The 21,713-nt window shown below is 62.8% G+C and carries 21 protein-coding genes and 1 pseudogene; 7 read left to right on the plus strand and 15 right to left on the minus strand.

Annotation, left to right across the window (positions count from 1 at the left end; translation table 11 throughout):
- The first annotated feature begins 109 nt into the window (after window positions 1-109).
- Together C3Y92_RS09325 and C3Y92_RS09330 are read left to right on the plus strand one after the other, a co-directional pair.
- Window positions 110-409, plus strand: coding sequence for an NHLP leader peptide family RiPP precursor (locus C3Y92_RS09325; RefSeq protein WP_129351905.1), 300 nt, complete (start codon window positions 110-112; stop codon window positions 407-409).
- 346 nt (window positions 410-755) lie between these two features.
- Window positions 756-3,635 carry a PAS domain S-box protein gene (locus C3Y92_RS09330; protein ID WP_129351907.1) on the plus strand — a complete coding sequence of 960 codons (2,880 nt, stop codon included), beginning with the start codon at window positions 756-758 and terminating at the stop codon, window positions 3,633-3,635.
- Between the two features lie 8 nt (window positions 3,636-3,643).
- Here the strand turns inward: C3Y92_RS09330 and C3Y92_RS09335 are convergent, their stop codons facing one another.
- The 15 genes from C3Y92_RS09335 to C3Y92_RS09405 form a co-directional block, all read right to left on the minus strand.
- Complete coding sequence (locus tag C3Y92_RS09335; RefSeq protein WP_129351909.1) at window positions 3,644-4,228, minus strand: hypothetical protein; 585 nt, start codon at window positions 4,226-4,228, stop codon at window positions 3,644-3,646.
- 137 nt (window positions 4,229-4,365) lie between these two features.
- The gene (locus tag C3Y92_RS09340; RefSeq protein ID WP_129351911.1) at window positions 4,366-5,013 is read right to left on the minus strand and encodes an HAD family hydrolase; all 648 of its coding nucleotides are present in this window, start codon (window positions 5,011-5,013) and stop codon (window positions 4,366-4,368) included.
- On the minus strand, window positions 4,994-5,536 hold the full coding sequence (locus C3Y92_RS09345; protein ID WP_129351913.1) for a GNAT family N-acetyltransferase: 543 nt from the start codon (window positions 5,534-5,536) through the stop codon (window positions 4,994-4,996). The genes C3Y92_RS09340 and C3Y92_RS09345 overlap by 20 nt, the downstream gene beginning before the upstream one ends.
- 8 nt (window positions 5,537-5,544) lie before the next feature.
- Window positions 5,545-6,357 (minus strand): amidohydrolase family protein, encoded by an 813-nt coding sequence (locus C3Y92_RS09350; RefSeq protein ID WP_129351915.1) that lies wholly within the window; start codon window positions 6,355-6,357, stop codon window positions 5,545-5,547.
- Window positions 6,354-7,013: a class I SAM-dependent methyltransferase gene (locus C3Y92_RS09355; protein ID WP_129351917.1), complete on the minus strand. Its 660-nt coding sequence runs from the start codon at window positions 7,011-7,013 to the stop codon at window positions 6,354-6,356. Before C3Y92_RS09355 ends, C3Y92_RS09350 begins: the two co-directional genes overlap by 4 nt.
- On the minus strand, window positions 7,013-8,053 hold the full coding sequence (locus tag C3Y92_RS09360) for a beta/alpha barrel domain-containing protein (protein WP_235669670.1): 1,041 nt from the start codon (window positions 8,051-8,053) through the stop codon (window positions 7,013-7,015). The genes C3Y92_RS09355 and C3Y92_RS09360 overlap by 1 nt, the downstream gene beginning before the upstream one ends.
- A complete protein-coding gene (locus C3Y92_RS09365) occupies window positions 8,040-9,269 on the minus strand; it encodes an ATP-grasp domain-containing protein (protein WP_235669671.1) in 1,230 nt (409 codons plus the stop codon). The genes C3Y92_RS09360 and C3Y92_RS09365 overlap by 14 nt, the downstream gene beginning before the upstream one ends.
- On the minus strand, window positions 9,266-10,303 hold the full coding sequence (locus tag C3Y92_RS09370) for an N-acetylneuraminate synthase family protein (protein ID WP_129351921.1): 1,038 nt from the start codon (window positions 10,301-10,303) through the stop codon (window positions 9,266-9,268). Before C3Y92_RS09370 ends, C3Y92_RS09365 begins: the two co-directional genes overlap by 4 nt.
- Before the next feature lie 3 nt (window positions 10,304-10,306).
- Window positions 10,307-11,449 (minus strand): radical SAM protein, encoded by a 1,143-nt coding sequence (locus C3Y92_RS09375; RefSeq protein ID WP_129351923.1) that lies wholly within the window; start codon window positions 11,447-11,449, stop codon window positions 10,307-10,309.
- A gap of 60 nt (window positions 11,450-11,509) precedes the next feature.
- Complete coding sequence (locus tag C3Y92_RS09380) at window positions 11,510-12,229, minus strand: PIG-L deacetylase family protein (protein WP_129351925.1); 720 nt, start codon at window positions 12,227-12,229, stop codon at window positions 11,510-11,512.
- A gap of 18 nt (window positions 12,230-12,247) precedes the next feature.
- Window positions 12,248-12,985, minus strand: coding sequence for a pseudaminic acid cytidylyltransferase (gene pseF / locus C3Y92_RS09385; RefSeq protein WP_129351927.1), 738 nt, complete (start codon window positions 12,983-12,985; stop codon window positions 12,248-12,250).
- A gap of 51 nt (window positions 12,986-13,036) precedes the next feature.
- Complete coding sequence (locus tag C3Y92_RS09390) at window positions 13,037-13,954, minus strand: DMT family transporter (RefSeq protein ID WP_129351929.1); 918 nt, start codon at window positions 13,952-13,954, stop codon at window positions 13,037-13,039.
- Window positions 13,955-14,174: 220 nt separating this feature from the next.
- Complete coding sequence (locus C3Y92_RS09395; RefSeq protein WP_129351931.1) at window positions 14,175-14,801, minus strand: class I SAM-dependent methyltransferase; 627 nt, start codon at window positions 14,799-14,801, stop codon at window positions 14,175-14,177.
- Window positions 14,798-15,571 (minus strand): M48 family metallopeptidase, encoded by a 774-nt coding sequence (locus C3Y92_RS09400; RefSeq protein WP_129351933.1) that lies wholly within the window; start codon window positions 15,569-15,571, stop codon window positions 14,798-14,800. The genes C3Y92_RS09395 and C3Y92_RS09400 overlap by 4 nt, the downstream gene beginning before the upstream one ends.
- A gap of 13 nt (window positions 15,572-15,584) precedes the next feature.
- On the minus strand, window positions 15,585-17,261 hold the full coding sequence (locus tag C3Y92_RS09405; RefSeq protein WP_129351935.1) for a putative transporter: 1,677 nt from the start codon (window positions 17,259-17,261) through the stop codon (window positions 15,585-15,587).
- Window positions 17,262-17,489: 228 nt separating this feature from the next.
- Here C3Y92_RS09405 and C3Y92_RS09410 point away from each other — a divergent pair, with 228 nt between their 5' ends.
- The 5 genes and pseudogenes from C3Y92_RS09410 to C3Y92_RS09430 all read left to right on the plus strand — a co-directional run bounded on the left by C3Y92_RS09410 (window position 17,490) and on the right by C3Y92_RS09430 (window position 21,644).
- On the plus strand, window positions 17,490-18,374 hold the full coding sequence (locus C3Y92_RS09410) for a formate dehydrogenase accessory protein FdhE (protein WP_129351937.1): 885 nt from the start codon (window positions 17,490-17,492) through the stop codon (window positions 18,372-18,374).
- Window positions 18,374-19,087, plus strand: a complete 714-nt coding sequence (locus C3Y92_RS09415) for a formate dehydrogenase accessory sulfurtransferase FdhD (RefSeq protein WP_129351939.1) — start codon at window positions 18,374-18,376, stop codon at window positions 19,085-19,087. The genes C3Y92_RS09410 and C3Y92_RS09415 overlap by 1 nt, the downstream gene beginning before the upstream one ends.
- The gene (mobA, locus tag C3Y92_RS09420) at window positions 19,084-19,695 is read left to right on the plus strand and encodes a molybdenum cofactor guanylyltransferase (protein WP_129351941.1); all 612 of its coding nucleotides are present in this window, start codon (window positions 19,084-19,086) and stop codon (window positions 19,693-19,695) included. Before C3Y92_RS09415 ends, mobA begins: the two co-directional genes overlap by 4 nt.
- On the plus strand, window positions 19,692-20,699 hold the full coding sequence (gene moaA, locus C3Y92_RS09425) for a GTP 3',8-cyclase MoaA (protein WP_129351943.1): 1,008 nt from the start codon (window positions 19,692-19,694) through the stop codon (window positions 20,697-20,699). Before mobA ends, moaA begins: the two co-directional genes overlap by 4 nt.
- Before the next feature lie 85 nt (window positions 20,700-20,784).
- Window positions 20,785-21,644, plus strand: a pseudogene (locus C3Y92_RS09430) (transposase).
- The last annotated feature ends 69 nt before the right edge of the window (window positions 21,645-21,713 follow it).

Below are 21,713 nucleotides of genomic sequence, written 5' to 3' on the forward strand. Positions count from 1 at the left end.
CTTTGAAGCAAAAATGGTTTTTTGAATCTTTGTGCGAGCGACAGCTGACTGGTGTCTGATGGTTGTTGATGTCTTTGGTGTGCAGTCAACCGAGCGCAGGAGGACAACTATGGACGACAGCTCATGGAATTCAATTGTTGAAAAATCATGTTGCGACGCGGATTTTAAGAAACGATTGCTGGCTGACCCGAAGGCGGTGTTGGCCGAAGAGGGCGTCGCCATTCCCGAAGGCGTCACCGTCAAAGTTGTCGAATCGACCCCTACAGAAACGTGGCTCGTTTTGCCATGCCATCGGGAGAGAATTAAATTTTTAAGTCCCTACGTCGCCGTGCACGAGGTTGATGGCGTCGAAGTCCCTGGCTGCGAGCCTGAAACATGCAAAAATCCTGCGGCGGGGTGTGCGGAGTAATACAAGAGTCCTCAGATTGGATCTGCTGCAGCGCAGTGAAAGAGAGTATGGCTGAAAAACCTTCGGCCATGCTCTCTTTTTTTTGAAATTGAAATGTAAATCAACGCCTTGCTTGATGAGTGCTGTTGAGTGATTGCTGAAAAAACCCGATGAAGGTAGGAAGTTTGTGAGAACGCCATTACGCTCGGGGCACTTTTCCGAACGGTAGCTGTGAACTCATAGAAAATATGGCAATTTGTATCCGTTGCCGAATGCTTCGGTGCGTAGTGGTAATGAGGCTCATTCTGGCTTTTTAGTGTTGTGTGCTGCGCTGTTTCGTTAGCATGTTACTATAAATGGGCTTCACATGGAACACAGTTCGTTCATAGGTTTGTTTCAGAATGTTTCTCTCTTGTTGGCGGTCGCGCTGCTCTTTGAGGTGGCTGTCGTCCGCTTCAAAAAAAACAATACGTTCCTGACCCAGGTGGTCACGGGCATTGCGCTCGGGGCCATTGGCGTGGTCGTCATGCTGACGCCGTGGAAGCTGATGCCCGGGGTGGTTTTTGACACGCGCTCTGTCCTGGTGGGGATTACAGGCCTCTTCTTCGGCCCGTTGTCCACGGCGATCGCTGTAGTCATGACTTCGGCCTTACGGTTGGGCCAGGGCGGACTGGGGGCCTGGACAGGCGTTGGCGTCATAGCGGCTTCAGGCATTATCGGTACGGTTTGGCGATGTTACAGGGGACGCCAACTGCATCAGATGACCTGGCGCGAGCTGTATCTGTTCGGTCTGGTCGTGCATATTGTCATGCTGGCGTTGATGCTGACCCTCCCCTGGGATGTCGCCATGAAGGTGTTAAGCCATATCGCGCTGCCGGTCATTGTCATCTATCCCATCGGGACCGCGTTGTTGGGTTCGTTGTTGGTCAATTATCTCCAGCGTGAACGCACAGGTCGGCAATTGATCGAGAGCATGGAGCGATACCGGCTGTTGGTTGATACGGCCAACGAGGGAATCTGGGCCATGGACCGAAAGCATGCGACGACCTATGTCAACGCAGCCATGGCGACCATGCTCGGCTATAGTCCTGATGAAATAATAGGCAAGAAAGTCGAGAACTTTTTTTTCCCTGAGGATATGGACCTCCACCGACAACGCATGGACCAGAGACACGCCGGGAAGGACGAAGTTTATGAGCGGCGTTTTCGACGAAAAGATGGAACAGAACTGTGGACAATGGTTTCAGCGAAATCTTTGAAAGATGCTCAGAATGAATTTGACGGTTCTTTTGCGATGTTTGCCGATATTACATTGCGGATTACTGCTGAAAAGGCTTTGGCAAATTCAGAGTTCATGCTGAGAACCATAATAAATTCCATCCCAGACATGGTGTGGCTCAAAGATGTTAATGGAATCTATCTGCAATGCAACAAAAAATTTGAACTTTTTTTCGGAACTGATGAGTCAGCGATCATCGGAAAGGATGATTACGCCTTCTTTAACAAGGAGCTGGCCAATTTTTTTCGGGACAATGACCGCAAGGCCATTGAAGCCGGCGGCCCCAGGATTAACGAAGAGTGGCTGACCTTTGCCGAAGACGGTTACAGCGGCCTGTTTGAGACCGTCAAATCCCCGATGTACGATGCCCACGGCCGTTTGATCGGCGTTTTGGGCATTGCCCGAGACATCACCGCCCGCAAAATGGCTGAAGAGGCGCTGCGGGAGAGCGAGGAACGCTTCAAGGCGTTGCATAATGCTTCCTTTGGCGGCATTGCCATCCATGACAAGGGGGTCATCCTGGAGTGCAACCTGGGGCTGAGCGAAATGTTCGGCTATGCCCGGGATGAGCTGATCGGCATGGATGGCCTGCTCCTGGTGGCTGAACGGTCGCGCGATGTCGTCATGTCCCATATCCTGGCGGGGTATGAAAAACCCTATGAGGAATATGGCCGCCGGAAAAACGGGGAAGAGTTTCCCATGCGGCTGGAGGCGCGCAATCTCCCGTACAAGGGGAAAATGGTCCGGGCCGTGGAGTTCCGCGACATCACGGACTCGGTAAAAGCCGCCCAGGCGCTCCTGGCCGCCAAGGAGGCCGCCGAGAGCGCCACGCGGGCAAAGTCCGAGTTCCTGGCCAATATGAGCCATGAAGTCCGGACGCCGCTGAATGGCGTCCTGGGCATGCTCCAGTTGCTGCAAACAACCGAGCAGACGGATGAGCAGAAAGAGTACATCCTGGGGGCGATCAAGTCGACAAAACGACTGACCCGGTTGCTTGCCGATATCTTGGATATTTCAAAGATCGAGGCCGGCAAGCTGCAGGTCATCGAGGCGGCGTTTTCCACGGCCTGCCTCCAGGAATCCATCCTGGAAATCTTCCGTCCCACGGCACGGGAAAAGAGCCTGGCTTTTGAATTTCATGTCGATGCCCAAATGCCGGCCATGCTCATCGGCGATGAAACGCGCGTCCGGCAAATCCTGTTCAATCTTGTCGGGAACGCCCTCAAATTCACGGAAAGCGGTTCTGTCCAAGTCGATGCCATGGTTCTTCCGGCGAAGGATAGCGGGGCTGTCCGGGTGTTGTTTGCCGTGAGCGACACCGGCATCGGTATTTCCGATGAGCAGCTCAAAGACATTTTCGAACCATTCGTCCAGGGCGAGCGGAGCTATACCCGTTGCTACCAGGGGGCAGGGCTTGGGCTGGCCATTGTCCGCAAGCTGGTCAGAATTCTCGGCGGCGAGATGGTGATAGACAATACGACGGGAAGCGGCACCACGGTTTACGTTTCCCTGCCGTTCAAACTGCCTGTCCCGCATCAGGACCCGGCAGCCCTGCAGCCGCGTCAGGCTGACGAGCCGGCTGGAACCCCGTTGCGCGTTCTTTTGGTTGAAGATGAGGAATTAAGCTTGTTCGCCGGCAAGCGGATGTTGCAAAAAATGGGGTATTCGGTGACGACGGCCCAGGATGGCAGGGAAGCCCTGGCCCTCCTGCACGAACAGGACTTTGACCTGGTTCTCATGGACATCCAGATGCCTGTGATGGATGGCGTCGAAGCGACAAAGGCCATCAGAGGGTCATCGGACCTTGGGGAGAAGTCCCATATTCCCATCATCGCCATGACCGCTTACGCCATGACCGGCGACAAGGAGCGGTTTCTGGCGGCGGGAATGGATGGCTATATCTCGAAGCCGGTGGAGAGAGATGAACTTAAAGTCGTTGTTGAGAGGGCAATAGATAAGACCCCCTGATTGGCTGCTCAAGCTTTGGGCAGCAATGTCAGCAGGGAGCGGGTCGAGGGCGTCAGTTCCCTGGCGGCGGCAAAAACTTGCGCTTGGTCCAGCGGAACAAATGCCGCCTCGGCGTATTCCTGCCGAGGGGCCAGGGCGACCATGGCAGACTGGATTTCGTCGGCCAGGGCGTTGACGCGCAGCAAACAACAGATGTCCAGCATGGGTGACCAATTGTCCCGCAGCACACCCAGGGTGTGCACCGCCGTCACCCGTGAGCGCTTCATGCCCAGTTCTTCTTCGAATTCCGCCAGCAAGTCAGGCTCGTGCCTCCATTGCCCCAAGAACCCGAAGGGGGGGCTCAAATGCCCTGATGGGGCCAACTCCCACCGACCGGGATCTTGGGAGACAAAGGCCGCCCGGCGGGCAAACACCACGTGACCGTCCTTGGTCAACGTCGTGCCGTTAATGCCAATGGGGGTCAGGCCAAGCCCCCATTCCGGATGACGCCGCGCTGCGTGCAACTGCCGAAAGCCTATGACGGCCGCCCGCAGTTCGATCCTCGTTCCTACTTCCTCAAGCTCCAGAAAATGCGGCACGGGGGCGTCATACAAACATGGTTGCTCCTGTCGTGCCTTTGCCCAGGCCGCGGCGATTTTCGGTTCCAGCTCGGCCAGTCGTGCAGTCAGGTCCGGAGCTGTCGTCAGCCGTACCGTGACATCCCCCCGGGCGAGCACTATCGCGTCGGCTCTCACCATGCCCCCAATGTCGGCAGCGCAGCGCCCAGGCAAGCCGCGGTTCGCCAGGCCCCGGCCTCGTTCAACGCCGCCCGAACCGTGGTTTGCGCATGAACGCCAAGCACTCGCAATCCGGCCGACGCGGCCGAGCGGACGCCATTGACCGAATCCTCTATGGCCAAGCCGGCCGCAGGCACATCCCCGCTGCGCTCCATGGCCAACTGGTAGAGGTCCGGAGCCGGCTTGGCTCGCGCCACGGCATTGCCGCAAACCACTTCCCGGAAATATCCGGCCAGCCGCCACCTTGCCAAGAAGTCCCCCACCGGTCCCGGTTCCGAAGCGGTGACCAGATGGAGCGTCTGGCCGGCCGCGGCCAAGCTGTCCAATACCCGTGGAACATCTGGAAAGGGTTTGATCCGCTCGGCGTAGGCGTCACGCCGCAACGCCTCGTATCGGGCCAGCAATTCCCCGGCGTTGCCAGGCAATCCATGGGCATGCTTGAGGCAGGCCACGATTTCCTTCAGGGACGGCCCGTTCAGGCGCTCGAATTCGCCCGGTTGCGGCTTTACACCATAAAAAAACAAGAACTCTGAGTAGATGGAATACATGGCCGGCACGCTGTCCGCCACCACGCCGTCGAAATCAAAGTACAGCATCGGCATCTTGGCCTAGTCTTGACGACGGGGTCCGCATGGCCGTCAGGCGCACGATGGGGACGATTTCTCCTGTCTCGGCGACCAGATGCGTTGCCTGGTCATGGACGCGAAAACCGGCGCGTTGAAACGCTTTGAGAGAAGGGGTGTTGCTGCATTTGACCTCGGCCACCACGCATTGGCACGCCTCCAGAAGGCGGCGTGTCATGGCCCGGATGACGGCCGTACCGATTCCCTGTCCGCGCCGATTGGGAACGACGTTGATGTCGATATCCAGGCACCGCCCCGGGACCGGTCCATCGGGATAGGGAGTGCTGCGCAAAAATGCCGCCTCATGTCCGTCAACCATGGCAAACAGCGGGGGCAGATCGCCATGCTTGAAATACTCGCCAAGGTATTCCGGCCAGAACGCGGCAAAAACCTTGGGCTCCTTATGGTAGAACATGGATAAGGTCACGGGATCGTTTCGCCAGGCGAGGACGCGGGCGGCGTCTTGCGGCGTTTGGGCGGCTGGTCGAAAGACAATATCCATGGGTGGCCTCAGGCGAACAAGCTGTGGGCGTTGTCATGGAAGACGGCGGCGATGTCAGTTTGGGAAAATCGGCAGTGTTCCAGAAAAAGTCGCATATGGCGCTGGCTTTGCTCCAGGTCGAGATAAGGATGGTCCGAACCGTACAACAACTTGCGCGCGCCAAGTTTGCGATAGGCCCAGCGGAAATTGTCCTCCACGGTGGACCCCCGGTAATAATGCGGGGAAAAGGATGTTTCCAAATACACGTGGGCATGTTCCTCGGCAAGAAGCATGGCTTCGAACACGCGAAGCCCCCCGCTGTGCAGCAAGATGATGGGGACGGTCAACGTCTCGGCCAAAAGACAGGCCAGCCGCAGGTTGTCGTAACGGTACATGCCTGACGTGCCGTAACTGGTGTCCACGCAAATACAAAGCCCCAGGTCCTGAGCGCGACGCGCCACGGCCAGGGCCGCTGGAAAATCCTCCTCGGCGATTCGTTGGAAGTACGAATGGAACTTGAGCCCGCGTACGCCCTGGGCGGCGGCCAAGGCCACGGCGTTCGGGGCGTCCTGGCGGCGAAAATCGATCAAGGCGGTGAAGGTGGAGCCGGGCAGGGCGCGTCGAACCCGTCCCATGAATCCGTCCAATCCGTCACCGAAAAACAGTTCTTGGTTGAACAGCATGAAGTTGGCGGCGCGCACCGCCGCTTGGATGGCAGGGCCCTGCACGTCGAAGCAGGCCTCCAGGTCGGCCGGCCCCATGCGTGTCTCGTCACTGGTCAGATGCGGCCTGTCCACAGCCCCCAGGAGGGAGAAATGGATGTTGCAATCGAAAATATTCATGTGGTTTTACGCAACAGCAGCAGGAATTCCTTTTGCGGCAAAGGTAGGTAGTCATGTTTGAGCACCACGTCCGGGGTCAGCGACAGGGCGAAATTGAGAATCTTGCCTGGTTCGTGATAGTAGACAAAGTCCTCCCGGGGATAGCCGGGGTCCAGGCGGGAACTTAAAAAATCCACGATCAGGGCCTGACGCACCAGGCCGAAGGCCCGGGTGATCAACTGCCGGGAGTATGTTTCATTGTCGAAGGCCTCGTGCAAATTGAGGTTGAGCACGCCGAGCATGACGCCGACATCGCCAAGAGGTTCGCCGGATTGCTTCCGGGTGAGATCCACCTGGGCAAAGGCGGTTCGCGGATCGTCCCCATGGCGCGCCCGGGCCTCGTGGAGCAAATCGGGATTAACGTCGAGTCCCAGGTAGCTATGGCAAGACACCCCGGCATCCTGGAGAAAGTCGTAATAATCGCCGAAGCCGCAGCCGAAATCCACCACTCGTGTTCCGGTCAGGTCGAGGCCCAGGGTCAGGGTCATGGCAAAACGGCGTCGTTGCTGTTCGGCGCTGCCCCAGCCAAGCGTGCGGACATGATAGCCAAGGTCCCGATACCGCTTGGTATAACGTTGCACCATGTTGGCCGCGATGCTTTGAGGAATCTCCCGCATCAGGCGTCCTTTTTTTGAGCGCGGCTCCAGGCTCCGCTTGCCTGTGACGCATTTATTTCTCGAAAGATATCGGTCAGGGTCGCTTCGGTCAGACAGACCTGCTCGCGTCGTGAGACATCCAGGATGGCCTGATGGAAATCCCGGCCTTGCCGTTCGGCCACGCGGCGCAAGAGATCCTCGTAGGACGAGTGGAAACCGGCGTAGCCGAACAGGATGTCCTCGCTACGAAAATCCAGCGACTTGCCCTTGGACAGCACATATTCTCGAAATTGGCGGGCAACGCCTAGCGTTTGCAGCAGAAAATCGTCCGAGCAGTATTGGACGCCGTATTTCTTGGCCAGGACGGCCAGCATGGTTTCCGTGGGGATGTTGCCGCCGCTGCGGCCGATGCCTGTCAGGGTCGTGTCGATGTATTGCACACCCTCATCGATCAGCTCCAGGGCGCTGGCCACGGCCAGTCCCAGGTTATTGTGGCCGTGGTAGCCCAAGGCGATCATGCCGACGCGGTCCTGGATGGCCCGTACATAGGCCCGCAGCTCTTCGGGCAGCATGTGGCCGGCCGAATCGACCAGGTAAATCACATCCACGAAATCCTTGACGGTCTCCACAAGCTTGGCAAAGCCGTCGGGCGTGACGGTGTAGCTTTTCATCACGTTGAGGGCCACGAAATAGCCCAGGGACTTGGCTGCTTCCAGGGTTGGAATGCTGTCCAGGACGTAAACCGGTTCGGCGCCAACGCGCAGGCCGTAAAGCCCGTAGTCACGGGCCATGCGAAAATCGTCGGGCTTGCCTACAGAGGGGATGAAGAAGCTGTAGAGGCGGCTGCGCGCGGCCAGAGGCGCAAGGCGCTTATAGAGCGCCTCATCGGTAAAACCGGCTGAATACTGCCGGTATGCGCCAAGGCCCAGCCCGTGCCCGACTTCGATATCCTGGAAGCCGATGCGGACGAGCTTCTCGGCGAAAGCACAACAGGTCTCCTGGTCGATCATGAAATCGACTTTGTAGGCGCCGTCACGCAAGGTGCACTCAAGAAGCGTCACGTTTTTCAATGGTCACCTGCAGCATGGCCAGGGCTTCGCTTAACCGTCTTTTCAACTCCCGTGGCTCCGGTGCGGTCATGATGATCACGCCATGCCGGTCGGCGCCCGAAGCAATGCCGCGCACGACGTCGCCGCGTCGGATAAGCATCTTGAGCCGCAAGACGTCTTCTCGGGCTTCCAGCAGGTCAATGCCGCTGATTTTTTTGACGATGCCTTCCTGGAGATCGGAAAAGGCGAACAACTGCATCACCGTGGGGGTCCGGCCGGGGTGGTTCGGATCGCCGCTTATGGGGAGCAAGGGCGTGCCCAGGCAATCATTGACGTAGACAGACAGGATGTCGATGCCGGAAACATTGGGCACGATGATTTCCGAGGTGAACACCCCGCCGCCGCGATTGGCTATTTCCGTCAGGTACACCTCGCCTGCGTCGGTGAGGATGAATTCGCCGTGCAAAAAACCGAAGCCGAAGCCCAGAGCTGCTGCGGTCCGTTCCAGGGCGGCGCTCGCCTTGTCGTACAAGGCGGGCGGCAATTCTCCAGGATAGGTGATTTCGCCGTCAATGATGGACTGTTTCTGCGGCAGTTTTGTTTTTGTGGCCACGGCCAGCGTACGGGGACCAAGTCCCTGAAAGACGTAGCCGTCCACGGTCAAATGCCGGCCCTGGATAAAGGTCTCCGCCAAAACGCCGCGTGAATGGCTGTGGATGAGCGCGTCGTAAAAAGCGGGCGCAACGTCGCTTTCCCGGTCTACCCGATTGACGCCGAAACTGCCGCGATTGTCCACGGGCTTGATGATCAACGGATAGCCATGTTCGCGGCCGAAACGCAGCACGTCCTGGGCGTCGAGGCAAAGCGTGAAACAGGGACAGGCCAGACCGGCCTGCCAGCCGAGGGTGCGCTGCAAGAGCTTGCTGTTGCCGATCTGGGCGTCGCGCAGGCTGGGGCCGGGCAGGCCCAGACGCGAGGCGATGACGGCCTGGGCGAACTGGGAATAGTCGCATTGGTCGGAAATGACGGCGTCAGGCCGGACCTTTTGGGCGAAAAGCAGCAGCCGGGGCAAATCCCGGGGGTCGGCGACGAGCAGGTCGTGATAGCGGATGCCTTTGTAGTAGCCGTCGTTGGCATGGACGCCGTAAATTTCCAGATTAAGGGAACCGAGCAAATCCAGAAGCGGTTCCTGCTCCCAGCCGAGATTGATCGCCAAAACACGTTTCACGCTTTCCCCTCCACCATCTCCCAGCGCAGCAGTTCTCCGGCGTCGAGCGGGCCCCTGGCCTGCATCCGGGCCAGCACCAGCCCCTCTTCGACGCAATCCACGCCCTCGCTATGGCGCTTGTAGTCAAAGTCACCCGGGGCAAAGGCTTGGCCGGCGGCTTTGGCCACGCGAAGGACCAGCCGGTAGCGGATGGATTCCTTGAAGTCGCTTTCCTCGGTTTCGATGGCCAGGCGCGCCCGGCAGGGCGCGCAAGCCGCTTCCACGTCCCGGATGCCGGCCACCAGCGAGGCCAGTTCCGAGGGCTCCAGGGAAAAAAAGGCATCGGGCGTGTCCAGGCCGCGACTTAGGGTGAAATGCTTTTCGATGACCGCCGCCCCCCGGGCCACGGCCGCAAGGGCCACGGCAATGCCTTGGGTGTGATCGGAAAAGCCCACGGGACATCCGTACAAGGCCCGCAACAGTTCCATCCGGGCCAAATACGTCCGGTCGGGCGGCGTCGGGTAGATCGCGTTGCAATGCAGGATGGCGTAGTCGTCGTTGCCTGCCCGGCGAAAGGCGTCCACCGACGCCTCCAACCCTCCGGGCGTGACCAGGCCGGCGGACATCAGGGTCGGCTTGCCCAGGGCGGCCACCCGGGCGACCAGCTGGGGAAATACGCCGACCTGGGCCGAGGCGAGTTTGTACAGGGCGACGTCCACGGATTCCAGAACATCCACGGCCCGCAAATACGTCGGCGTGGACACGAAGAGCACGCCGCGGCGCTGGCAGGCGGCCTTGAGTTCCCCGTGCCAACGTTCCTCGAAATCGATGTGGGCGTGCAGGGCGCGGACGTTGTCCGCGGGCGCGTAATACAGGGCATTCAGGTCGATGGACTGGAATTTGACGGCATCCACGCCGCAACGGGCGGCGGCGTCCACGCTTTCCAAGGCCTTGCCGAGGTCCCGGCCATGGTTGGACCCCACCTCCGCGATGACAAAGGTCCGGTCTGGACCGATCTCATGGGCGGCGTCTATGCGAATGCGAGCATGCGGCATGGGTTATATCCCCGAGAGCGCGCCTGAGGCCTCTGACGCAGCTCGACGCAGATTTTCCATTTTCTCAGGCGTATAAGACGCACAGCCAGCCAGTTGGCTGACGATCAGCCCGTAGGTGACAGGAAAACTGCCGTCGAGATAGCCGCGCACGTCGTGGCCTGTCGCCTGGCTCCAGACATTGCAGTCCTGGCAGTTGTACCCAATGGCTTTGAAAAAATCGATGTCCTGGTAATAAAGCGCCTTGCGCAAGGCGACGGCTGCAGGCGAGTTCACGATCTCGCGCAGCGGTTGTTGCTTGATGTTGCCGATGACGTATTTGCTGGAAAAATCGTGCACGCAGGGGTTGACCGCACCGTCGGCATTGACCTTCACGGCTTTCCAGGGATTGGAACACAGCTTCCAGGGCTCCTCCCCCGTCCGGGCCGGATGGGCCGTGCCGGAGTCGGTCTGTAGGGACAGCAGGGGGGCTTCGAAATAATTGTCCACCGGCAGCCTTTCCCAATACGCGCGGGATTTCTCCCGCACGGGGCGGACGGCGTTAGTGAGCACCGAAGCGATGCTGACAAAGATGCCTTTGCGGTATTCCCGGCGCTCCATGTCCAGAAACCGGAGAATCTTGGACAAGGTCGCCTCGTAACCGCACCCGCCCTTGGGGGAGTTGTAGCTGGCGTTGAAAACGTCGCGGTCTACCGCGTCAAAGGAAATCTGGACTTGATGCGGCCCGGCTTCGATAAGGGCGCGGGATAGTTTTGCCGTCAGTCGGGTGCCGTTGGTGATGATGCCGACCAGGAGCCCCTTTTGGCGGGCGTGGGCGATCATGGCCGGGGTGTCCGGGTTGAGCAGGGGTTCGCCATTGCCGGTGCATTGCAGATAGGCCCCGGCGGGAATGCCGTCCACGGCACGTTTGAAATCGTCCAGGGTCAGCGAGGCGGATTGGCGCGTCATGTTTGGCCTGGCGCAATACACGCAGCGTTTGTTGCAGCGGTTCGTCGGCTCCACGAACACCCGGACCGGCAGATTTTTCAGGGTGAAAAAAGTGTCTTCGGGTCTTTCCCCGCGTTCCCAGGCCGAGGCCACGTCCGCCAAGGCCACGTAGGCTTTCCCGTAATATTGCATGACTGCCTGGATTTTCGCCTTGTCAATCATTGGCTCTCCCGGCCGGCAGCGATGGAAGCCCCCACCCTGGGGGAGTCGTGCGTGGCGTCGTTAGGTGACATGGACGGTTCTGAGCAGCTGGAATGCTTCAGCAAAATGGATGCCAACCGAGCTGCCGCGTACGCCGGCCAACTGGCGCACCGCCTCAGGGGACCGGGGGTGGGGGGAGACGCCCAATTCCGAGGCATAGCATTGCAGGGCGGCGATCTTGCGATCCAGGGTGGCGGTCGCGTCCACGAACACATTGGGGGCGAACAGGCGGTGGGGAGCGCCCAAGGTCCGTTCCGTGGAGGAGAGCACCTCGTAGCTGTACAAGTGGCGGGGATAAAACTCGCCGGGATTGGCCCGACAGGCCATGAGCGTGGCTTCGTGCACGCGGCCGTGGTCCCAGTTGTAGTCGCCGAAGTGGTGGGTAAACACGATGCCCGGCCGGAGATCGGCCACAAGCTTTTTCAAGCTCTGGGCCAAATCCATCAGCGGTACCGTGTCCAGTCGGTTGTCGGGAAAACCCAAGAAAGTTTGTGAGGCGACTCCCAGCGCGGCTCCTGCACGGCCTGCATCGGCTTTAAGGGCGGCCACCTCGCGCGCGACGGCTTCGCTGGCAATCTCAGCGGCATCATGCCGCGCGGCGGCGCCGGTGGCCGCGAAGACCACATGGACATCCCGGCCCGACGCGGTCAGGCGGGCTATCGTGGCCCCGCACCCAAGCGTTTCGTCATCAGGATGGGCGGCGATGACCAAAACGGAGTCCCTTGCATCATGTGCGAACATGGCGTCCTCCGGGCTTTGTTACCAAACTGTTATCTCTCCCATGGCGACAAGGGTTCTGTACAGGCATTCGGCCAACGTCCAATCTTCGGGCGTATCGATGTCCACAACGAGATGGCGCGGCAATCGCACCACGGAAGAACCGGAGTCGAACAGCGACAGGCGGGCAAACGCTTCGGGCGAGCCCCAATAGAATTGGGCTGCGTCGTGGTAGGCTTCCTCCAGATCCTGGGTCCGGGTCGGCATGAACTCCGGATACAAAGCTGATACCCGGCCCTGGGCATCAAGCCGCAAGGCCCGCTGGACCGCCGCAGGAAACGTCGTGACGGAGAAGACGAAGGGACAGTGTCGCTCTTTAAGGATTTCAAAGCCCTTGGTGATATAAAGGGGCGTGGCCAGGGGGGCCGTGGCATATAAGCAGCAGACATGATCCACGGCTGTTCCCTGCTGCCGAAACCACTCGGCGGCATGAGCCGCCACGGCGTTGGTGCCGGCAAAATCGTCAGCCAGTCCGGCCGGCCGGAGAAAGGGGGTTTCGCCACCCCACTGTCGGGCCACTGCGGCAATTTCCTTGTCGTCCGTGGACACCACGATATGGTCGAACAGGCCGGTCGCCCGGGCCGTGGCGATGGAATAGGCGAGGATGGGCTTGCCGCAAAACGGTTTGATGTTTTTGCCAGGAATGCGTTTGCTGCCGCCCCTGGCGGGAATGACCGCGATAGTGTTGCCTCGGCGAGTCTGGCTGCAGGCATCCGTCATGGCGTGTTTCCTTGTTCGTTCGGCGGCAGGTTGCTGCAAGTCAATTCCGGCCTACACGGTTTTCCCGGGCCGTACGGACAGCAAGCGCACGTCCAGGGTGGCCAGCAGGATGCCCGAGACGATGAGCGCTCCCCCAAGCACGTGGGCGGCGGTCACGGCCTCGCCAAGCAGCCAGACAGACTCCACGGCCGTCACCACCGGCAGGAAATAATAGACGATGCCGGCCAGCACCGGTCCGATGGAGCCGATGGCCTTGGTCCACAATGTGTAGGCGGCAAACGAGCAGCCGATGCCGGCGTAGGCCACGCCGGAGAGCACGCGCGGGTTCCAGGACGTGGCCGGTCCGGCGGCCGCCTCCACGGCCAGGGCCGGCAGCATGAGGACGAGTCCCCAGGCGAAGGTGGCGGCGTTGAAGCCTTCTACGGAGATGCCGGCCGGGCGCTTGCGCACGAACAGTGAATACAGGGCGAAGCAGGCCGCTCCGGCCAGGGCCCAGAGATCGCCGGGCAGAAAACGAAGGGAGGCGATATGCCCCCAATCGCCGCGCGAGACCAGTTCTAAAACCCCCATCAGCACGATGGCCACACCCCCCAGGCGGCGCGGGGTCAGCGGCTCGCCGTAAACGATGCGCGAGAGCAGGATGATCATGACCGGGGCGGTGGGCACGAGGAGCGCCATGTTGAGGCTCTCGGTGGTCTGGCCGGCCTTGTAGACGAAGGTGTTGAGCAAGGAGACGCCGACCAGGCCCATGGCGGCCAGATAGCGCCAGTGGCGTTTCATGGCCGGCCAATCGGCCCGCAGCTTGGGCCAGGCAAAGGGCAGGATGCAGGCCAGCGCCAAAAGCCAGCGCCAGAAATTGAGCTGCACCGGCGGGATTTCCTGGGCGATGCCCCGGGCGACGACGAAATTGCCCGCCCACAGCACGGTGGCGGCCAGAGCGGTGAGATAGCCGAGGAAACGGGTGTTCAAGACGGTTGTTCCTTCTGCGGCGAGACGCGGGGACGCAGGCGAGGCAAGGCATTCTCCCTCGGGTCGCGTCCGAGAAAGCGTCTCTGGCGTTTCCCATACAACAGACGAAACGCCGTGTTTATCAAGGGGCGCGAAACCCGAAAACGTATTAACGACACGCGATGTGTGATAACGGGAGCAGGTCTGTCCGGCAAGGGAAAGGCCGGGACCTTGGCCGCGCTCAGCCCTCCTTGCGGGTCAGCCAAACGGTGTGGCCGCCGCAGTCCGGGTCCTTGGCGACATGGCCCTCGACGGCGAAACCGTGCCCGGCCAGCAGCCGGCGATAGTCGTCGGGCGACAGGCTGCAATGCCGGAAAGCGACGCCGTCCATGACGCCCACGGCCTCGCCGTGGGCGGGGCCGCTGGTGAAAAGCAGCATTCCGCCCGGCCGGAGGTGGGCGCTAAAGACCGGAAACATGGCTCGCTGGTCGTCGTGGGACAGGTGGAAAAAACTGTCCCAGGCCATGACCGCGCCGAAGGTCCGGCCAAGGTCCAGGCCGCGCATGTCGCCGACGATCCAGTCCATGGCCGGGAAACGCTCCCGGCAGGCGGCGATCATGGCCGGCGCGCCGTCGATGCCGGTCACCGGATGGCCGGCGCCCAGGCAAAAGCCGGCCAGGGGTTCGCCCGTGCCGCAGCCAAGGTCAAGGACGGCCTCGCCCGGAGCGAGGTGGGCCAGCATGGCCCGCAGCCACGGCGCTTCCATGGGCGGATTGGGCGCCGTGCGGGTGGCCGCGAACCAGGGCGCGATGCGCTGGTAGGCAGCGCAAATTGCCGTCTGCGGAACGGGCAGATCGGGCGGGATCATGACTTCCCCGGGGCTTGGCCTTGGCTTATGGCCTCAATGTCCTTGCGGATGCGGGCCACGCGTTTTTCGTCGGTCGGGTGGGTGGAGAGGAAGGCGAGCACGGGTTTTGCCCCGCCGGCCCGGCGCATCCCCTCCCAGAAGGTCACGGCGGCCTGGGGATCGTAGCCGGCCTTGGCCATGAGCGCCAGGCCGATGGCGTCGGCCTCGTATTCGTGCTTGCGGCTGTAGGGGAGCATGAGTCCCAGGTTGGATCCGTAGCCCCAGACCCGGCCGGCGATGTCGGCGATGCGCGGGTCTTCCTCGCCAAGGGCCAGCTGGAGCAGCGCGCCGCCCAGACGCGCCCCCATCTCCAGGGTGGCCCGCTCCGCGCCGTGGCGGGCCAGGGCGTGGGCCACCTCGTGGGCCATGACCACGGCCAGCTCATCCTCGCTTTTGACCTGTTTGAGCAGGCCGCTGTAGACGAAGATTTTGCCGCCGGGCAGACAGAAGGCGTTAATGGCCCGGTCGTTGTCGATGACGTGGAATTCCCAGTCATAGTCCGGCCGGCCGGACACGGCGGCGATGCGCCGGCCCACGCGTTTCACCAGCTCCTGGGCGGCCGGATCGCGCAACAGCGGCTCGGTGCGCAGGATCTGCCGGGCGGCGTTGTAGCCCATGGTCCGTTCCTGGGACTCGGAGATGAGCACGAACTGCTTGCGCTCGGTGACGGGCACGCGGTCGCAGGCGGCAAGGCAGGAGCAAAGGAGCAGGACGCACACAAGGCGGAGCATGGCGTATCCTCCGTCAGCCGGAAAAAAGGGTCAGGACGAGCAACTGGCCGGTGACGATACGCAAAATCATGGCCAGGGGATAGACCGTGGCGTAGACCGAGGCCGGGGCGTCGCCGCCAAGCATCTGGGAGGCGAAGGCCAGGGCCGGCGGATCGGTCATGGCCCCGGCCAAGAGGCCGCAGGACGAGGCGTAGTTGCACTTGAGAAGCATCCTGCCGAAGACGCCGGCGGTCAAAAGCGGCACAAACGTGATGGCCGCGCCAGCCGCCAGCCAGACCAGCCCCTGGCCCGAACCCACGGCGGCCACGAACCGGCTGCCGGCGGCCAGCCCCACGCAGGACAGAAACAGGCAGATCCCGATCTCACGCAAAAGCAGGTTGGCGCTTTGGGGCAGATACCAGACCAACCCGCCGAAGTGGTGCAGGCGCGAGAGCAGGATGGAGGCCAGTAGCGGGCCGCCGGCCACGCCCAGGCGCACGCAGGTGGGCAGTCCCGGCAGCGGCACGGCAATGCCGCCCAGGACCGCTCCGGCCAGGATGCCGATGAAAATGGGCATGACATGGGGCGTGGCCAGCTCCCGGGCGGAGTTGCCCAGGCGCGCCTCGGCAAAGGCCAGGGCCTCGGCCGTGCCCACGCAGCGCACGGTGTCGCCGAAATGCAGCCCCACGCCTGGGCCTGGGGAAAATTCCGTGCCGGCCCGGGTGATGCGGGTGACGGCCACGTCATTATCCGGGCCAAGGCCCAGGGCCTCCACGGTGCGGCCCACGGCGGCGGCTCGGGTGACCCGAAACGCGCGCACCTCCACCGGCCCCGGCAGGGCGGGCAGGTCCTGGTCGCTGTCGTGGCCGATCTCCCGGCACAGCGCGTCCAGGGACTCGGCCCGGCCCACGGCGTGGACGAGCATCCCCGGGGCCAGCACCGTGTCGGCGCTGACCGGACGCACCACGCCGCCGGTCATGACCCGCGAAACCACTGCCCCGCCCTCGGCGATGGCCGGGAGTTCGGCGAGGGGACGGCCAAAGGCGGCGGGCAGGGTCGCCTCGATGGTGCGCGAAGTCAGCGGCGGGGCGTTTTCGGCTAAAAGCGTTTCGAGCTGGCGTGTTTCGGCCGCCGGGTCGATGCGGAAAATGCGGCGCACGGCCAGCATGGCCAGGATGATGCCGAAGATGCCAAAGGGGTAGGCCACGGCGTAGCCCAGGCCGGCCTGGCCGACCAGGGCTTCGGCCTGGGCCGGGGCCAGCTCGGCAAAGGCCTGGGAGGCGGCGGCCAACGAGGGGGTGTTGGTCACGGCCCCGCTGTAGACGCCCACGGCCACCGGCAGGGGGAAAAGCCCGAAAAAATGGAAGGCGGCGGTGAGAGCGGCTCCGAAAACGACGATGCCCCCGGCCACGAGATTGAGCCGCAGACCCCGGCGGCGCAGGGAATCGACAAACCCCGGCCCGACCTGCATGCCGATGGCGTAGACGAAAAGGATCAGGCCGAATTCCCGGACAAATTCCAAGATGTGGCGATCCAGGGCCAAGCCGTAGTGGCCGGCGGCCAGACCCGTGAAAAGCACGCCCCCGACGCCCAGGCGTACCCCGGCCACGGGCAGGCGTCCCAGGGCCAGGCCGGTTGCGGCGACCAGCCCGATGACCACCACGGCCTGGAGCGCCGAGGGAGCGAGCAAGAGCTGGGTCCAAAGGGCCATGTTTCCTCCGCGAAATGCGCAGCAACCTCGGCCTTGACAGCCGGAGCCGCGCCGGGCATCGGCCATGCCGACACCAAGAAGATGGTGCACAGTGCGGACGATCACGGCCGGCGTCAAGACCGGGGTGCCCCTCCTGCCTTGGGGCGGCGCTCCTTGCCAAGTTCGCCTTGCGTCACCATAATGCCTCAAAGGCCCTGCCGAGCGCCCCGGGCCGTTCAAGGAGACACCATGCCCTTTGATTTTGATAAAGCTGCAAAAATGCTTGATAAAAAATTGGATTCCCTGTCGCGCAAGACCGTGTTGCCGGCTTCCTTGTTGTCGCTGGTCGCAGCCACCTCCCGGGTGCAGCTTGCGGCCCGGGCCAAACAGGACGTGACGGTCGATCCGGCCGTTCTGGAGGATGTGGAGCGCAACCTGCGCGGCGCGCCCCGCTTGGCCCGGGACGCCTTTCCCGTGGACATGGGCCGGTTCGAGGCGCTTTTGGCCGAAATTTCCGGGTTGGTGCGCCAGGGCGAGGGGCATCTGGCCGAGGCCCTGGCCGTGCTTGAAGCCGACCGGGCGGCCGGAAGCCTCGACATGGCCAAGGCCGTGGGCCGGCATCTGGCCGGCGACGACGCCTTTTTTACCGCCTACGGCGAGCGCACCCCTGGCGCGCCGCGCCTGCTCGCCTTTCTGGTCCAGGCCGCCCTGGCCCCGCGTCTGGCCGCGGTGGGCGAGGCGGTCATGGCCCATTTTCCCGCGGACCGCTCCTGGGCCTTTGGCCACTGTCCGGTCTGCGCCAGCCCGCCGCTCATTGGGCGCCTGGTCGGCAAGGAAGGGGCCAGGCATCTGACCTGCTCCTTTTGCCAGGTCGAATACCGGGCCAAGCGCCTCATGTGCCCGCACTGCGGCGAGGAAGACGCCAAGCAGCTGGAAACCTTCACCGCCGCCGAGGAGCCGGGTTATCTTGTCAATGTCTGCCTGCGCTGCAAGAATTACATCAAGACGGTCGATTTTCGGGAGTTCGACCGGCCAAGCGTGCCGGTCCTGAACGACCTGGAATCCCTGACCCTGGACATGGCCGCCCGGGGCCAGGGCTATAACCGGCCGGTGCTGTCGGCCTGGGGGTTTTGATGGAACTGCCGGAACTGACCCGAGCAATATCCTGCCGCCGCTACCGGGACGGGTTTTTCTCCGACATCACCGATGACGTGGCTACCGAGATCCGGGTCACCCTGGACCTGGAAGGCGTGGGGCGAAAGACGCTTTACGCCGCGCCCCTTGATCCCGAGGCGCTGGTGCTGGGCCATGCCGCCCTGGACATGCTCGGGCCGGGCGAGATTCCGGCGTTGACCGACGCCCAGGGCTTGAGCTTTTCCCTGAAAGTCGTCCCGGACGCCCGGCCGGCGCCTGATACGACCCGGCCGGGCGGGCTGCCGGCCGCCGAACTGTTGACCCTGGTGCGGCGTTTCATCGCCGAACCGGGCCTGTGGGATGGCACGGGCTGTTTTCACCGGGCGGCCTTGTACGATCCCCTGGCCGGCAATTTTATCGCCCGGGCCGAGGACATCGGCCGCCACAACTGTCTGGACCGGTTGGCCGGGCAGGGCCTGCGCCAGGGGCTGTGCCTGCCGGAGTTGATCCTTTTTCTGTCCTGCCGGGTGACGGCCAGCATGATGCAAAAAGCCCTGCGGGCCGGGCTTCGCATGGTGGTCAGCCGTTCGGCCGTGACCGGAGCGGCCCTTGGCGCGGCCAAGGACGCCGGCGTCACCCTGGTCGGCTTTGCCCGGGACGCCGAGGAGCGTTTCACCGTCTTCACTGACGCCGCCGGCCGGGTGGGGGCGTGAAGACGGGCGGGGAACTGCCGCTTGGCGTGGTGCTGGCCGGGGGACTGAGCAGCCGCATGGGCCGGGACAAGGCCTGGCTCACCTTTTTCGGCCAGCCGCTACTGCGCCGGGTGGCCGAGGTGCTGGCCGGGGTCACGGGCGAGATCATGGTTTCCGGGCGCGATCCCGCCCCGTTCGGCTTTGCCTGCCCCTGGCTCCCCGATGACACGCCGCGCCTGGGTCCGGCCGGCGGGGTCATGACCGTCCTGGCCGCGACGGGCCGGCCGTGCCTGGTCGTTTCCTGCGATCTGCCGTTTCTGGAACCAGAAACCCTGGTCCGTCTGGTCGCGGCCTGGCGCGATCGGCCGGAAACGGCCCTTATGACCACCTACCGCATCGTCGAGACCGGCTTCGTGGAGTCGCTGGTGGCCATCTACGATCCGGCCGGGTTGCCGCTGTTGCGGGAGAACCTGGAGCAGGGCCAGCGCCGGCTTTCAGCCATTTTTCCCGAGTCCCTGCGTTGCCATCTGGACTACAGTCGCGACGATCCGGCCGTGGCCCGGGCTTTTTTCAACGTCAATTCGCCGCCGGACCTCATCCGGGCACGCGGCATGGAGGAGGGGGCATGACCGGCACATCTGGCAAGGCCCTTCGCGACGGGCGCGGCCGCGCCGTCAGCTACCTGCGCCTTTCCGTCACCGACCGCTGCAACCTGGCCTGCATGTACTGCCGGCCCAAGGAAAGCTTCACCTTCATCGGCCACGACAAGATCCTGCGCTACGAGGAGATGCTCGACCTTGTGGGCATGGCCCGGGACATGGGCATCGTCAAGCTGCGCTTGACCGGCGGCGAACCCTTTGCCCGGCGTGACTTCATGAGTTTCGTCGCCTCCATCCGGGAACGTTACCCGGAAATGGACCTGCGCATCACCACCAACGCCACCTTGCTGGCCGGCCGCCCAGCCATGCTGGCCAAGCTCGGGGTCAGCGCCGTCAACATTTCCCTGGACAGCCTTGATCGGGCAATCTTTGCCCGCATCACCGGCCACGACCGGTTGGCCGCCGTGCTCAAGGGCATCGACGAGTGTCTGGAGGCCGGGATTCGGGTCAAGATCAACGCGGTGGCCCTTCGCGGCATCAACACGGCGGAAGTTCCGGCCTTTGTGGCCATGGCCGAGAAGTCGCCCATTGACGTGCGTTTCATCGAGTTCATGCCGGTTGGCGACGGCAATCTCTGGCGGCCGGAAAACTATATTTCGGCCCAGGACGTGGTGGAGTTGGCTTCGCGTTCCGCCGATTTTGTCCAGGACGGCAGCGACCGGGCCACCGGCGGCCCGGCCCGGATGTACCGCATCGCCGGCGGGGCCGGGCGCTTCGGCGTCATTTCGCCCTTAAGCGAACATTTCTGCGACACCTGCAACCGGCTTCGCATCACGGCCGACGGCAAGCTGCGCACCTGCCTGTTTTCCACCAAGGAATACCGGCTGCGGGGCATGCTGCGCAATCCGGCCCTGGGACTTGCCGCCGTGCGCCGGGTCATCGCCCTGGCCCTTCGCACCAAGCCGCTGGGCTATGAGGTGCTCAACCCCGGCGCGGCCGGCAAGACGCGTGGCATGTCGGCCATCGGCGGCTGACGCCGCCCGGGCCAGAGCGGAGAGAAGGCAGCGCCAGACTATGCACGCACGAACGGCGCGGATGCGACGGTAAGGGCGGACGGTCTTGGCCCTGGACCTGACCCGCCACCTGCGCAGCGAGGAGGGGGCGCGCAAGTTTCTGGAGCGCCGGGCCTGGCCCGGCGGCCAGCCCGTCTGCCCGCGTTGCGCCGGGACCAAGGCCTACGCCCTGGCCGAGGGCCGGGTGCGCTGCGCCGGTTGCCGCTACACCTTCACGCCCTGTCCGGCCGTTTCGCCGGGCTGGCCGGCCTGACCCCACGCCAATGGCTGCGCCTGCTCGCCCTTTTCGCCGCCGAGGAAACCGCCCACGCCATGGCCGCCGCCCTGGGGCTGGCCTACAACACCGTCTACAAGGCCGCCACCGTGGCGAGGCTGTCCATCCTGGCCGCCAGTCTCGACGGTCGCGACATCCTCAAAAGCCCGCTCGGCGCGGAACTGGGGTCTGCCGCCCGGAGCATGCGGCCGGCCGGTCCGGATGAACAGCTGGCCGCCGTGCCCGTTTTCGGCATCCTGGAGCGCGGCGGATTGGTCTTCATCGACTATCTGCCAAACCTCGGTCCGGAAGATCTGCTCCATTTCAACCGCAACTTCTCCCTGCCCCTTTCACGACTGGGTTCCATCGTCTACTCCGACCGCTACCTGCGCTACGACGCCCTGGTGGCCTGCGGCTCGGATATCCTGACCCGGCGTCTGGTGGAGGTCACGGGCCGCGCCCCAGCCGTCGATCCCCGCCAGGCGGGCTTCTGGCCCTACGCCCGGGAACGCCTCATCCGGTTCCATGGGGTCACGGCGGGGAAATTTCCGCTGTATCTCAAGGAACTGGAATTCCGCTATAACCACCGAGATCAAGGCATCATGCCGATTTTGCTAGATTATATTGTCTCTTTGGTGCCAGACCTTAACTAATTCTTTTTCCTTTGACCCCTTTTGTCCCGCTTTCTACAGAGAAAGTGACTCTTCGCATTTATGTCTATG

Source organism: Solidesulfovibrio carbinolicus (assembly GCF_004135975.1).
GTDB lineage: Bacteria > Desulfobacterota > Desulfovibrionia > Desulfovibrionales > Desulfovibrionaceae > Solidesulfovibrio > Solidesulfovibrio carbinolicus.

What these genes read in the sequence shown, in the direction of transcription:
- C3Y92_RS09325 (WP_129351905.1), top strand. Translation starts at nt 110, where the DNA reads ATGGACGACAGCTCATGGAATTCAATTGTTGAAAAATCATGTTGCGAC.
- C3Y92_RS09330 (WP_129351907.1), top strand. Translation starts at nt 756, where the DNA reads ATGGAACACAGTTCGTTCATAGGTTTGTTTCAGAATGTTTCTCTCTTG.
- C3Y92_RS09340 (WP_129351911.1), bottom strand. Translation starts at nt 5,013, where the DNA reads ATGCCGATGCTGTACTTTGATTTCGACGGCGTGGTGGCGGACAGCGTG.
- C3Y92_RS09345 (WP_129351913.1), bottom strand. Translation starts at nt 5,536, where the DNA reads ATGGATATTGTCTTTCGACCAGCCGCCCAAACGCCGCAAGACGCCGCC.
- C3Y92_RS09350 (WP_129351915.1), bottom strand. Translation starts at nt 6,357, where the DNA reads ATGAATATTTTCGATTGCAACATCCATTTCTCCCTCCTGGGGGCTGTG.
- C3Y92_RS09355 (WP_129351917.1), bottom strand. Translation starts at nt 7,013, where the DNA reads ATGCGGGAGATTCCTCAAAGCATCGCGGCCAACATGGTGCAACGTTAT.
- C3Y92_RS09370 (WP_129351921.1), bottom strand. Translation starts at nt 10,303, where the DNA reads ATGCCGCATGCTCGCATTCGCATAGACGCCGCCCATGAGATCGGTCCA.
- C3Y92_RS09375 (WP_129351923.1), bottom strand. Translation starts at nt 11,449, where the DNA reads ATGATTGACAAGGCGAAAATCCAGGCAGTCATGCAATATTACGGGAAA.
- C3Y92_RS09380 (WP_129351925.1), bottom strand. Translation starts at nt 12,229, where the DNA reads ATGTTCGCACATGATGCAAGGGACTCCGTTTTGGTCATCGCCGCCCAT.
- pseF (WP_129351927.1), bottom strand. Translation starts at nt 12,985, where the DNA reads ATGACGGATGCCTGCAGCCAGACTCGCCGAGGCAACACTATCGCGGTC.
- C3Y92_RS09395 (WP_129351931.1), bottom strand. Translation starts at nt 14,801, where the DNA reads ATGATCCCGCCCGATCTGCCCGTTCCGCAGACGGCAATTTGCGCTGCC.
- C3Y92_RS09400 (WP_129351933.1), bottom strand. Translation starts at nt 15,571, where the DNA reads ATGCTCCGCCTTGTGTGCGTCCTGCTCCTTTGCTCCTGCCTTGCCGCC.
- C3Y92_RS09405 (WP_129351935.1), bottom strand. Translation starts at nt 17,261, where the DNA reads ATGGCCCTTTGGACCCAGCTCTTGCTCGCTCCCTCGGCGCTCCAGGCC.
- C3Y92_RS09410 (WP_129351937.1), top strand. Translation starts at nt 17,490, where the DNA reads ATGCCCTTTGATTTTGATAAAGCTGCAAAAATGCTTGATAAAAAATTG.
- C3Y92_RS09415 (WP_129351939.1), top strand. Translation starts at nt 18,374, where the DNA reads ATGGAACTGCCGGAACTGACCCGAGCAATATCCTGCCGCCGCTACCGG.
- moaA (WP_129351943.1), top strand. Translation starts at nt 19,692, where the DNA reads ATGACCGGCACATCTGGCAAGGCCCTTCGCGACGGGCGCGGCCGCGCC.